This window comes from bacterium, from assembly GCA_035295165.1.
Classification (GTDB): domain Bacteria; phylum Sysuimicrobiota; class Sysuimicrobiia; order Sysuimicrobiales; family Segetimicrobiaceae; genus JAJPIA01.
The window spans coordinates 1-13,620 of the sequence record DATGJN010000112.1; the positions used below are offsets into that span (position 1 = coordinate 1).

Here is a 13,620-nt window from a genome sequence, read left to right on the forward strand (position 1 = left end):
AGCGCCAGCGAGCCGATGATGCGCCGACTCGGCGTCGGCTCCAGGGGCTCGCGGGGCAGTGGCCGCGGTTCGGGTACCGGCGACTCCATGTGTTGCTTCGCCGGGAGGGCCTGATGATTAACCACAAGCGCGTGTACCGGCTGTACCGAGAGGAAGGCCTGACGGTCCGCCGGCGGCGCCGGAAACGCGCCGCCAGCCTACGGGCGCCCCTCGTGCGTCCGACGCGCGCGAACGAGCGATGGTCCATGGACTTCCTGACGGATGCCCTGGGCGCCGGGCGCAGTTTTCGGGTGCTGACGATCGTCGATGATCGGACGCGCGAGTGCTTGGCGCTGGAGGCGGACACCTCGATACCAGGCAGTCGGGTCGTGCAAGTGCTCGACCGGCTGGTGGCCCAGCGCGGCCGTCCGGCCGTTATCGTCAGCGATAATGGCCCCGAGTCTGTAGGCCGTGCGGTGGATCAGTGGGCCTATCGAAAGGGGGTGCGTCTGCACTTCATTGCGCCTGGAAAGCCGATACAGAACGGCTACATCGAGAGCTTCAACGGCAAGCTACGAGATGAGTGCTTGAACGGCCATTGGTTTCTGACCCTCGGGGATGCCCGACGGACGCTGGAGGAATGGCGAACGATCTACAACCATGTCCGACCCCACAGTGCCCTGGGGAACATGTCGCCGGAGGAGTACGCTCGAGCGGCCGGCGGCCCGCAGGATGAAGTCCCAATGCCTCAGGTGGTACTCTCACTCTGGCTGGACCTCCTGATGGGGGCAGGTCACCAATACCTCCATTCGTTTCGGGAGTCGGGGCTTAGCGACCACTCGCCAATTGAGGTTTACTTTGCCTCACCGGTCTCGCTAGGGGTGAATCGTCAGTAAGCACCAAGAACATCTAGCATCCTGCCGGGGATCGGGCTTTAGGCAAGGAGGCCACCATGGGCGGATTGTTTCAGTTCACCTGCGTCAACTGTGGATATAAGGCTCAGGTTTCGGGCCGCCCAGACCGCGGCTTCTTCGTCTTCACCGACACGATGGCGTGTGCGAGATGCCAGGAAATCTTCGACGTCGTGGTGGGCGTGGACCGCGATGCCCCGCCGGCGATGCAACGCCCTCGACCGGAGACGCCGAGGTGCCCCATGTGCCACAGCACGGAAATCACACCTTGGGCCGACGCGCATCCCTGCCCCAAGTGCGGCGCCAAGATGGACTCGGGAGACCTCGTCTTGCTATGGGACTGATGCCAGCGCCGGCCCGCGCACGAGTGAATCGCTCACCGACCCGCAATTGGGTGGCCATTGTCCGGCTCGTGCGTGAGCAACTCGCGAATGAGTTCTTCAATCTCCTTGAAATTGCTGGTATCTGATATGTCCCCAGCGGCACATGGCCCGTTGTAGAAGTCTTGGACTCCCTGCGAGAGCGATGCGACGGTGTGAGCCTTGCCTATTCCGCGGACGCGTGCCTCAGGCAGCATCGCAACGAAGCGTACCCTCTTTCGCCTCACCTTGAGAAATGCCACGTTCTTTGGACTCTTTATCGAAATGTAATACTTCTGCGGATTGAAAGAGTCGCTCGCCGCCGGGGAGTGGCGGGGTGCGCTCACGTGCTTAGGCAAGGCGGCCATGTACGAGGATCAGAGCACGGCGCTTGTAGCCGGGCTGACTTGCCCCGTGGTTATTAAAATCGCAAGCATGACCTAGCAAATCGAAGCAACCGTATGCCCGCGCGAGTTTCGGCCCCGTAAGACACACTGGTACACCCCCTATCCTTCCTGAAATAGCGCCGATTTTGGAGAAACGGCGACGTCGCATTGACCCACACGAATCGCTTAGAATTGCGGCACAGGCAATGACGATAGGGAGAACGATATGGCGGGAACGTATGCGCGGAGATGGGGTCCCTCCGCCTCGAATGATCAATTGGTCCGCGCACGGACCCCAATGCCGGAAAATTGCGTCACCGAACAGAGGTTCATTTCCGAGAACCGTGGCACTACGCCGGCCAGAATTTCCGACGGTGCGGCCGTGATGGGGCGCCGAGCAGCGCGGCCGATGGCCCATGTGGCCCAGCCGAAGCGAGCGTTCGCCAACGTGGTCGTTGTCGGCCCAGTGCCAATGTAAAGGTGCTGGCCGTACCGGGCCACTTGGGCCACTCCGTTTAGCATAAGAGCTGCGGCGGATTCCATGGCGGGCCGTGCTTTCCCGCTCGTATTGGGTCGAGGCTGAGAGAGCCCGGTTCTGGGCACAATCTGGACGTTCCTGGAGGACCTGCGGAGTCTCGCGACGCCCTAAGATAGGGGAGCCACGGCAGAGTCAAGAAGTGATCTGCTTAGCTGGACCGTCGAAGTCCTTACCAACGGGGGCTGACGTTATCGTGCACAGTCAATGTCCCGCCACCCAGCCTCCCAATGCCGTGCCCGGTGACCCGTACTGACCGCGTGTCGCTCACGAGTTGTTAATGCAATGCGCTAACGGGCGCCTCCTGTTCTCGCCCACCGACCTCAATGACTATGTTGAGTGTGCCCATCTCACGACCCTCGCACTAGAGGTCGCTCGCGGTCAACGCCCGCGCCCACACCTTCCGGATGTGCAGGCCGACCTGCTCAGACGCAAGGGTGCAGAACACGAGAGAGCCTACCTCACCCGTCTGCGCGCGGAGGGCCGGCAGGTCGTCGAGATCACGGTCGGAGAAACCTGGGACTTCGCGCACGCGGCCCGTGACACGGTCGAGGCCATGCGCGCCGGCGCTGAGATCATTTCCCAGGCCACGTTCGTTGGCGGGTGCTGGCGAGGCCGTGCGGACTTCCTTCGCCGCGTGGACCGCAAGACGGCGCTCGGCCCGTGGGGCTACGAGCCCCTGGACGCCAAATTGGCGCGCGCGGAAAAGCCCACGTACGTCCTGCAACTCTGCTATTACTCACAGAGCATTCACGCGATTCAAGGGACACCGCCGGAGCAGATGCACGTCTTGTTGGGCATCGGCGAAGAGCGTGCGCTGCGTTACGCGGACTTTCAAGCGTACTATCGCCGCGTCCGCACTCGTTTCGAGGCTGCCATTGCGCAGCCCCCCGCCACGGAGCCGTATCCCATCGAACACTGCGCGCTCTGCCAGTTTCGCGAGGTGTGCGCCGGGCGGTGGAGGGACGAAGACCACCTGGTCCTCACCGCCAACATCCGGCGTGATCAAGTCTCTCGACTCCGGGAGGCCGGCGTCGACGCGCTCACGGCGCTCGCCCAATCGGCCGCCGGCACCGTGGTCGAACGCCTGGCGCCCCGTATTTTCGAAAACCTCCGCGATCAGGCCGCGCTGCAGCTCGAGCGGCGCACGACCGGCCGCCTCGGCTGGCATCATCTTACCGCCGAACCGGGGTGTGGATTCGAACTGCTGCCGCGGCCGTCGCCCGGCGATATCATCTTCGATATCGAAGGAGATCCGTTCTGGGAAGCCGCGCGCGGCTTGCACTTTCTTTTCGGCTTCCTCACCCGAGACGACGGCGACTGGCGGTACCAGAGCCTGTGGGCGCACGATCGGGTAGGGGAGCGCCGGCTGTTCGAAACGTTTGTCGATCTCGTCCACGACCGCCTCGCCGCTCACCCGGACATGCACGTTTACCACTACGGGGCCCACGAGCGGGTCACCGTCTCCCAGCTCATGGGCCTCTATGCCACACGCGAGGACGAGGTGGACCGGCTGCTCCGGCGCAAGGTTTTTGTCGACCTCCTCACTGTGGTCCGGCAGGGACTCCGCGCGGGTGTGCCATCGTACTCGCTTAAGGAGGTCGAAGCCCTTCCGGCGTTTATCCGCCACGCCGACCTGCGGAGCGGTACGCCGGCGGTGCTCGCCTATGAACACTGGATGGACACGCGCGACCCGACGCTCCTTGAAACAATCGCAGCCTACAACGACGAGGACTGCCGCGCGACCCTCGCCCTCCGGGACTGGCTCACTGTCCACCGTCCGGACGGCGTGTCGTGGGCCGACCCCGTCGGTGAGGAGGTTCCCGAAGACGCCCCGGGCGGCGAGCGAGATGTCCTCCGCCGTGCATTGACCGACGGGCAAGAACCCGGCGCGTCGCGCTGGCTCGCCGGCGAACTGCTCGAGTATCACCGTCGCGAAGCTCGTCCCGCCTGGTGGTGGTTTTTCGAGCGGCGCGATCAGATGACAACCGAGCAGTTAGTCGAGGATGCCGAGGCCATCGGTGGTCTCGAACCGGCAGGCGCTCCAGTGATGGTCAAGCGCTCCTTCGCGCACCCGCTGCGGTTTCCCGAACAGCAACATAAACTTGCGCCGGGCGACTCGCCTGTGGATCCGACGACGAAGGAGTCCGCGGGGACAATTGACGAGCTCGATGACGCCACCGGCATACTCACCGTGCGCCGCGGGCCCAGCCTCGCCGATGTCGCGCTTCCGCGCGCGCTCATCCCTGGCGGACCGATCCAGACATGGGCGCAGCAGGACGCGCTGGCCCGCCTCGCCCGATCCATCCTCGCCGCTGACGGAGGCTATCCCGCGCTCCGCGATATCCTGGCGCGTACCCCGCCCCGCACGACGGGTCGGCCGCGCCCGACCATCCAAACGACGGGTCTCTCCGATCTCCGGGGCCTCGCGGCGTCCTTGGACCGGAGCTATCTTTTCATTCAGGGCCCGCCCGGCACGGGCAAGACGTGGACTGGCGCGCGCATCGCTGTGGACCTTATGGCTAGGGGACGCCGTGTCGGCGTTGCGGCAACCAGCCACAAAGCGATCCACAACCTGCTCGATGAGATCGAGCGAGCCGCGCGCATCGAGTGCGTCCGGTTCCGCGGCCTCAAGAAAGCGTCGGCGACCAACGACGAGTCCGTTTACAACAGCCGGTCCATCGCCAGCACGACGGACGTCGCCACTTTCGCCGAGGCCCCTTCCGACGTGCAGCTTTTCGCTGGCACCGCGTGGCTATTCGCCCACGAGGATCTCGACGGCGCGCAACACCCGGTGATCGACACGCTCGTGATCGACGAAGCCGGCCAGGTCGCGCTCGCCGACGCCCTCGCTATGGGCACGGCGGCACAGAACGTCATCCTTCTTGGCGATCCTCTCCAGCTCGCACAGGTCTCGCAAGGGACGCACCCTCCTGGCACCAGCGCCTCAGTCCTGGAGCATCTCCTCGGCGAAGACGCCACCATCCCGCCTCATATGGGCGTCTTCCTCGAGCACACCCGGCGGATGCACCCGGACGTCTGCCACTTCATTTCGGAGGTCGTTTACGACAACCGGCTCACGGGCGTCCCTGAGGTTGCTCGCCAGGGTACCGCCTTCGGCACCGGTCTGCGATTCCTTCCCGTCGACCACACGGGGAATGCGTCCGCATCACCCGAAGAAGCCGTCGCCGTGGCCACCCGGATCCGGGCCATGCTCGGCGCGCCATGGACAAGCAAGGACGGCGTGACGCAGCTGCTCGGCCCGAGCCACTTCATGGTCGTGGCCCCGTACAATGCGCAGGTCCGCCGTCTCCGTGGAGCCCTCGATGCGGCTGGCCTCCGCGGCGTGCCAGCCGGCACCGTCGATAAGTTTCAGGGCCGCGAAGCGCCGGTCGTCTTTTTCTCGATGGCTACGTCAAGCGGCGAGGACATCCCGCGCACCCTCGAGTTTCTCTTCTCGCGAAACCGCCTCAACGTTGCCGTCTCACGGGCCATGTGTTTGGCGTTCGTTGTCGCTAGCCCGCGCCTGCTCGAGTCACGGGCGAGAACCATTGATCAAATGCGCCTGATCAACGCGCTGTGCCGATTTGTCGAAATTGCGGAGCAGCAACAATGTTGAGGCCGCCGAGTAGCGTAAGCGGCAGCGAAGCGGGGGGTGGTGACCGGCTGTTGATTGATGCCCCCAGTATTTTGGGGTCTGGGAGGGCGAGACCGAGCACGTTGAGAATTGATGAATGCTGACGTACAAGAACGACTCGGCGAACCGAATCTAGGAGTTGCCACTTTGATCGGCGACCTGACGGTGTCCCCGCGTGACCTCCAGCAGCTTGGCACGGCCGACGCAGTCGCGGCCTTCTTCGCCCGCCTTGGGTATCAGACCAACGCGCGGACGCCGCAACCTCCGGCCAACCTTGGCATCACCGCTGAGGGCACGGTTCGCTCACTGAGGCGGGTCGAGCTGATCGCGGACAATGAGGGACTTCAGGTCTACCTTTTCGAAGTCTCCAGCGTTACGCTTTCCCTCACTCGCGCCCTCGCCCGAACATTCCGCAACCGTGCTGGCAACTACCTCTTGGTCTTAACCAGTGACTACGAGCAAATCGACTTCGTCCTGCTGGAGCGCTACCTGTCATCTATGTCGCACGATGCCCTAGGCATCGGCACGCCTCATGCCGGCATCCGGCCCAGAGTATTGACGGTCGAGCGCAGGAATCCGTCCCGGGCAAGTCTGCGGGCGCTGCGGAGGTTCGTCTTTGCTGGTTCGGACGGATACGGCCAATACGAACGTCTACGTGCTGCTTACGACGTCGCCGATTGGTCCGAAGACTTCTTCAACAACCGTGGCCTCTTCTCCGACTACTACCTGTTAGAGCGTCTCCGTGAGAACCCCGCCTGGGTGGAGGATCCGAAGCCAGCGTTCCTGCGACTGCGCGAGGTCTTCCGGTCGGCAAGCGATGTTTCTGGGCAGCCAGAAGAACCACTGCGTCGCCTAATCGTCGAGCCAACCCTTGAAATCTTGGGCTTCCGATTTCGCGCAGGCGAGAGGGCAGGTGGTGAGGGGGTTGAACCTGACTACCTCCTGTCTACCCATGCTGGACTGGACACAACAATGGCAGCCTGCCTTGCCTATTCCTGGGGCCGATCACTCGACGGCAAGGACGAGCATCACGATCGAGAATCGCCTGAGGAGAATCCTGGCGCCATCGTCGTGAGCTTGTTGGAAAACGGCAAAGTCCCATGGGTTATCGTCACCAATGGCAAGCAGTGGCGGCTCTACTCTGCCAAGGCTCACTCCCGCGCCACCAACTACTACGAAGTGGATTTAGAAGAAGCGGTGACGGCATCGATTGCGAACGGGAGCGATTCTGCCGAGGCGTTCCGGTACTTCTGGCTCTTCTTCCGCCAACAAGCCTTTGAGCCTGCGCCGGTTGCACGCGGGGGTGCAACACAAACGCTCTCCTTCCTAGATTTGGTGCTGGCCGAGAGTGAAGACTACGCAAAGGAGCTGGGTGAGCGGCTAAAGGAGCGGGTGTTCACCCAGACATTTCCGCACCTCGTTGAGGGCTTCATTACGTCCATCCACCAGCGCGACGGTCGGCACACCGCAATCTCACAAAAGCGCTTAGATGAAATCTATCAGGGCACCCTGACCCTTTTGTATCGTCTGCTTTTCCTCCTATACGCAGAAGCTAGAGACCTGTTGCCCGTTAGGGAGGTGCGAGGCTACTGGGCGGCCAGCCTCGCGAGGCTCAAGCGCGAGATCGCCGACGCCGTGGGGCCGATCGCGGATGAGGCCGACGGCCGGCTACGGAAACGCTTCAGCCAAACCGACTACGAGCTCTATGATCGACTCGGACGGCTCTTTGAGGTCATCGACCAAGGTGACCCCGATCTCAATGTACCGACCTACGATGGTGGGCTGTTCATCTCCCTACCGGATGCCAAGGACGACTCCCCTGAAGGCGCGAACGCCCGCTTCCTTCGCTCACACAAGGTTCCCAACTACCACTTAGCCCGCGCACTCGACCTGCTAGCCCGCGACGAAGACCCGAAGCGTCATGACCTGGTGGCCATTGACTACAAGTCACTAGGCGTACGGCACCTGGGTTCGATTTACGAAGGATTGTTGGAATTCAGGGTGCGAATCGCCGACCGCACACTGGCCATTGTCAAGGAGAAGGGCCGTGAGGTCTATGTTTCCTTGGCGGGCCTATCGAAGTCGCAGGGAGAGCGAGCCGAACACCATGGCCGGGTGATCAACAAGGGTCAAGCCTATCTCGAGAACGATCGCCGCGAGCGCAAAGCTACTGGGTCGTATTACACTCCCGATTACATCGTGAACTACATCGTTCAGCACACTGTTGGCCCTGTGCTCCGTGAGAAGTTTGAGGCGTTGCGATCGAAGCTGCGGGACGCCCAACGTCGGCGACAAGAGTTTTTCAAACGGCAAGATGGCTCTCGCAAAGCGCATGTCCGACCAGAGCCATCGGAGAAGGCCGACCTCATCGGACAGGAGTTGGTCGCCGAGATGTTTGACCTGAAGGTGCTCGATCCAGCCATGGGATCAGGGCATTTTCTGGTGGAGGCCGTGGATTTCATCACGGACAAGATTCTGGACTTCCTGAACGCCTTCCCCTGGAATCCCGTCTTCACGGAACTCCACCGCACTCGCCAGACCATCCTGAAAGAGATGGCAGAACGAGGCATTACAATCGACGAGCGGCGGCTGACCGAAGTAAACCTTCTCAAGCGTCACGTTCTTAAGCGCTGCATCTACGGCGTAGACCTCAACCCGATGGCTGTTGAACTGGCCAAAGTCTCGTTGTGGCTGGACTGTTTCACTCTAGGCGCCCCATTGTCGTTTCTCGATCACCACCTCCGCTGCGGTAATGCTCTGATCGGCGTGACTGTCGCGGAGGTCGACGAGATTCGTGCGCGCGAAGGCCAGTTGCAGCTGTCCGAGTCAAGCGACTGGCAGGGGCTGCAGCAGGCGATTCAGGGAATGATCCTAGTTGGTGGACTGCCGGACGCGACTGCCACTCAGGTTGATACTTCCCGCACTGAATATCGACGAGCGTCGAATCTCCTTACGCCATTCAAGAGGATACTTGACATCCACACTGCACGCTGGTTTGATGGCGGTGTTTTTGCGAGCAAGCGCAAGGAAAATGGGTCGGCCGTTCTCGACGAGATTCTGAAGAGTGGTGACCTCTTCAATTGGGCGAGCGGTCGCGCTGCGTATATGTTCGACACTGAGCAGTATCAACTGATATTGAGAACCACCGAGAGGATCTCGCACGAGAGGCGCTTCTTCCACTGGGAACTAGAGTTCCCCGAAGTATTCTACGGTTCGCGCCTTGGGAAGGCGCAGACCTTCGAACGTTTGAAAGGCGCAGGGTTCGACGCCGTGATTGGGAACCCGCCATACATTAATGTAAAGCGGGGGATGGAGGACGCTCTCAAACGTTACCTTGAACATCGATATGCGCTGGCCATTGGACAGTGGGATCAAGGCGCACTCTTCTACGAACTCGCTCTCGGGAGTGTACACTGGCCAAGCATCGCAAGCATTCATGCAAGCGTCGGGCTCATTGTCCCCAAGCCATTTTTTCTATCTGAAAGCTATCAAGCGTTGAGAGCGCTTCTGATGGCCGCGGGCAGTATTCTCTACGGACCGTGTGGGGAGTGCTTCGCCGATTCCGGAGTGGAGGCGAGCATATGCATAGTCGACAGACGTTCTCGGGGGACTCTGTGCATCGTCGATGGTCGGCAACCCCCGAGCTTCCTGAAGAGGACGGACGTTCCCATTGCCGTGATGAGTCGGGTCCCCTTTGCCATTTTCACGTACATGCTTCCAGAACGAGCTTTCTTCGCACTCTACGCCGGCGCGAAGCATGAGAAACTGGTTCCATTGAGCGAGCTGGTAGAGTGGACTAGGGGCGTCGAAGCAGGTAAGGGAGACCTCGCGGTATCGAGAACAAAGGCTCCGGGGACCCACCCTTTAATAGTTGGCGAGGCCATGACGGCTTTCGCCGCCCCTCCTACCGCCTGGATTAGAGTCGATCTACATGATGAGAAGAAGTTTAAGCTCCCGACGCTGTATCGTGCCGTCCCGAAACTCCTCGTGCGTCGAGTGGCCCAGACTCTGATCGCTGCAGTCGACGAGACTGGAGCGTACGTCCTTAACACCATCTACATTGCTCGGGCGAAGGGAGAATTAGATCCGTACGCCGCCGCAGCGCTGTTAAATTCTGCGTTAGCAAGGGGCATCCTACGGGCGACGTTTAACATGGATGACACGCTTTTCCCCTACATTCGCGTTTCGCAGTTGGATCGTCTTCTCGTCCCGCTGCTTGCAATGAATGACGCTACGTTGGCACGTCTAGGTAGGCTCCTATCGAGCCAACCAGAAGAGGCAAAGAGAGATGTTCGCATAATGGAGTTGGAAACACGAGTGAGGGAACTTTACGGCCTCGAACCAGACCTTGCCGATGCGATCTGTGCTGTGGGAGCAACAACCGTTGCACCCGATGTGGAAGGACAGCAATGAGGATTACCGGTGCCCTCTGGGTCTGGATCCAGTCCTAATGGGACCAAGGTGCTACTCGGCGCACAAAGCGGAGGCCAAAGGGATATTCGCTTGGGCACGCGAGTCCGTCTTGAGCTACGACCGGCGCCAATACGAGTGGGCTCTGCCCCGGCCGAACGTCGGGCACGGGGTGGACGTCCGTTACGCTTGTTCCTTAAGCCGACTCCGAATAATGTCGGCAACAGCCGCCTGATCAAGGCCGCCTTCGCCCATGAGTCCCTCCAGGACGGCGGCCTGGTCCTGGGCGGGGCGGTTCTGGCTCATCTTCCACTTGCCTTCAAGGCGGGTGATGCGAATGACCACGCCCACGATGCCCCGCAGCATGCTGTCGATGAACTCGGACGGTGCGTCGCTGACCGCCCACGGCGCCGGCCGGCCGCCTTCGTGCGCCTTGGTGAGTCGTGTCACGTGTTCGCGCAACCGCTCGGGGTCGTCAAAGGTATGGATCTCGCCGTAGGCATGGATCGCCAGGTAATCCCAAGTCGGGACGACTTTGCCGGTCTCTTGCTTGGTCGGATACCACGATGGCGAGATATAAGTATTCGGCCCGAGGAAGATCGCCAGCGCGTGCGTGCCGGATCCGATGTCTTTCCACTGGCGGTTCGGCCGGGCCAGATGGCCGTGCAGCGTCCCACACGGCGCCTGGCTGTCGTCAAGCAGCAGTGGAATGTGACTGGCTTCCAGACCGCTTGAGCCGTGCGTGACGAGCGTGCCGAAGCCAAACCGCCGGATCGCGTCGTGAAGTACTGGCACGCGATCTTCCTTAAAGTGTGTGGGAACGTACACCGCGTTCCTCCCAACGTCGCTCTGCAGCCATTATAACGCCTGGTGTCACCGCGGCGTATCCGCGCCGCGGATGCGGTCCCCGGTCTTCGCGACCTGCACGTAGACTTGGTTCAGATGGTGATCGTGGCCTTGGTTTCTCGATATGGGCTATAATGAGCCGGAAACATCTCCTCCACACGCACGAGAGGAAAGGGCATGACACGCGTCTTTGCCGTCGCGATCGTTCTGGTACTCCTCGTGCCACTACAGCAGTACGGTGACGCCGCGCCACGAGACATTCACGTGATCAAGCACGTGATCATCATCATGCAGGAGAATCGCTCATTCGACCATTACTTCGGCACGTACCCAGGCGCCGACGGCATCCCGGTGAAGGATGGCAAGCCGACCGTGTGTGCTCCTGATCCTCGATCCGGGCAGTGCGTCGCACCTTATCCTGACCACCACGATGAGAACGGCGGCGGGCCACACGGTGCGGCCAACGCGGTCGCCGACGTCGACGGCGGCAGGATGGATGGCTTCGTACGCCAAGCGGAAGCCGGCGCGCGGGGCTGCTTGAATCCGTTCAATCCGGCGTGCTCGGAATCGGCAACGCCAGACGTGATGGGGTACCATGATGGTACCGACATCCCCAACTACTGGGCCTACGCGCGCAAGTTCGTGCTGCAGGATCACATGTTCGAGCCGAACGCCTCATGGAGTCTGCCGGCGCACCTGTTCATGGTGTCGGAGTGGTCAGCGCGCTGCCCAAACCACAATCCTTCGAGCTGCGTCAATGCCCTGCAGGCGCCAGGACTGCCGCCCGATTTCCGCGCCGGGCGGCCCGCGTCCCAGATCCGGCCCCCGATCTACGCCTGGACCGACCTGACGTACCTCCTCCATAACAACGGGGTGAGCTGGGGCTACTACATCGTGGCGGGGACCGAACCCGACTGCGAGGACGACGCGAAGGTGGATTGCCTGCCTGTACGGCAGGATGCGAAGACGCCTGGAATCTGGAATCCGTTGCCGTGGTTCGACACGGTCAACGCCGACCACGAACGCGACAACATCCAACCGATTGGCACCTTCCTCAAGGCCGCGAAGAGCGGCACGCTCCCGGCGGTGTCGTGGGTCACCCCGTCCGGCGACGTGAGCGAGCACCCGCCGGCCCTCGTGTCGACCGGTCAGACGTACGTCACGATGCTCGTCAACGCGGTCATGCGCAGCCCCAACTGGGCCGATAGCGCGATCTTCCTGGCCTGGGACGACTGGGGCGGATTCTACGACCACGTGGTGCCTACGAGGGTCGATCAGAACGGATATGGGCTGCGCGTGCCGGGACTGGTCATCTCACCCTACGCGAGGCCGGGGTTCATCGACAAGCAGGTGCTCAGCTTCGATGCCTACGTCAAATTCGTCGAGGATGATTTCCTCGCGGGACAGCGTCTCGCCCCTCGAACCGACGGCCGTCCCGACCCTCGTCCCGACGTCCGAGAAAACATGCCGCAGTTGGGCGACCTGGCCCGCGACTTCGATTTCGCCCAGCCGCCTCGCCCGCCCCTGATTCTTCCGGTAAAGCCCCCGACCCAGTTGATCGCCCCTGCCAAACGCTAGCGACAGCCGTGGAGATCGGGCCTTGGATCAACTCGGGGTCCGGATAAACGGCTGTCTCACTGAGCCGTTACATAGAATACTTCATCGGGCGACAGGGTGGGGTTATTCGCGGTGCACAACTCAGCGATCAATAGCTGGCGCGACTGCTACGACGGGCAGGTATGTACGAGACAGCGTAATTGACCCAACGGTCTTGTACAGATCGCTCCGCGGCTTCGGACGCGGGATGCGTTAGCGCGTCGGCCGCACTCCGGTTCTCCTACGGAGGTATCGGAAGCGCACATGTTGTGTTAGTACTGCGCCCACCACCAGCGCGGTCCAGTGAATGAACTGAGGGACATCTTTCCGCTCGAACTCTTCTCATCTAGCTCCACACGATAGCGCGCGAACAGTCGCCTCGTGTGGTAGGTGCAAATTGAGTGCAGGCCGGATGCGCGTCATCGGACGATGAGCCGATTCCCCAGGGAGCGCATACGCGCAAACCCTTGCGTACCACGCGGTCCCGAGCAGGTCGTCGTCATCGATTGGAATGGGCTGGTGCGGCAGTGGGGAGGCTCAATACCTGCATCGCCCACCAAGGCCTGCTTGGTGGCGGTGTGCAAGAGAAACAGAGAGCCCGCTCTCATAACGAAGGCGGGCTCTCATCACTTACAACTACTCGTCGAGCGATTCGTTAGCTCGCAGACGAGCGCTGAGACTGTCTCCGCAGAAAACTTACGATCGCGCTGACAGCAAGCGCCGCACCTAGGGCGAGCGGTACGCCAACAAGCAGGCGCTCAATGGAACCATTCCCTGCATCAGGGTCGATTCCGAATCGCTCTTCGATCCAGTCCTGAGGCAGGATCGCAAACAACACACCGACGGCGATCGCGATCGCTGAAGCCGCAGCTTGAGTCTGTACCGATAGCCATCTTTTCACACCCATCCCTCCCTGCGCTTGTCTTCCGCGTGTGTCACTCGAATTTCGCTGCAGTGCCGC

The 13,620-nt window shown here is 61.6% G+C and carries 5 protein-coding genes; 4 read left to right on the forward strand and 1 reads right to left on the reverse strand.

Going from position 1 to position 13,620, the window contains the following annotated elements; translation table 11 throughout:
- The 3 genes from VKZ50_19350 to VKZ50_19360 all read left to right on the forward strand — a co-directional run.
- Positions 1-875, forward strand: an 875-nt coding sequence (locus tag VKZ50_19350; protein HLJ61887.1) for an IS3 family transposase, incomplete at its 5' end; no start/stop codon positions are given.
- 1,575 nt (positions 876-2,450) lie between these two features.
- Complete coding sequence (locus tag VKZ50_19355) at positions 2,451-5,789, forward strand: TM0106 family RecB-like putative nuclease (GenBank protein HLJ61888.1); 3,339 nt, start codon at positions 2,451-2,453, stop codon at positions 5,787-5,789.
- A 111-nt stretch (positions 5,790-5,900) separates the two neighbouring features.
- Complete coding sequence (locus VKZ50_19360) at positions 5,901-10,220, forward strand: TaqI-like C-terminal specificity domain-containing protein (GenBank protein HLJ61889.1); 4,320 nt, start codon at positions 5,901-5,903, stop codon at positions 10,218-10,220.
- 180 nt (positions 10,221-10,400) lie between these two features.
- Here VKZ50_19360 and VKZ50_19365 read toward each other — a convergent pair whose 3' ends face one another.
- A complete protein-coding gene (locus VKZ50_19365; protein HLJ61890.1) occupies positions 10,401-11,045 on the reverse strand; it encodes an FMN-binding negative transcriptional regulator in 645 nt (214 codons plus the stop codon).
- Positions 11,046-11,240: 195 nt separating this feature from the next.
- Between VKZ50_19365 and VKZ50_19370 the strand changes: the two genes are divergently transcribed.
- Positions 11,241-12,641, forward strand: coding sequence for an alkaline phosphatase family protein (locus tag VKZ50_19370; GenBank protein HLJ61891.1), 1,401 nt, complete (start codon positions 11,241-11,243; stop codon positions 12,639-12,641).
- Positions 12,642-13,620 lie beyond the last annotated feature (979 nt).

Coding starts and splice junctions, on each gene's coding strand:
- VKZ50_19355 (HLJ61888.1), top strand. CDS start 2,451: ATGCAATGCGCTAACGGGCGCCTCCTGTTCTCGCCCACCGACCTCAAT.
- VKZ50_19360 (HLJ61889.1), top strand. CDS start 5,901: ATGAATGCTGACGTACAAGAACGACTCGGCGAACCGAATCTAGGAGTT.
- VKZ50_19370 (HLJ61891.1), top strand. CDS start 11,241: ATGACACGCGTCTTTGCCGTCGCGATCGTTCTGGTACTCCTCGTGCCA.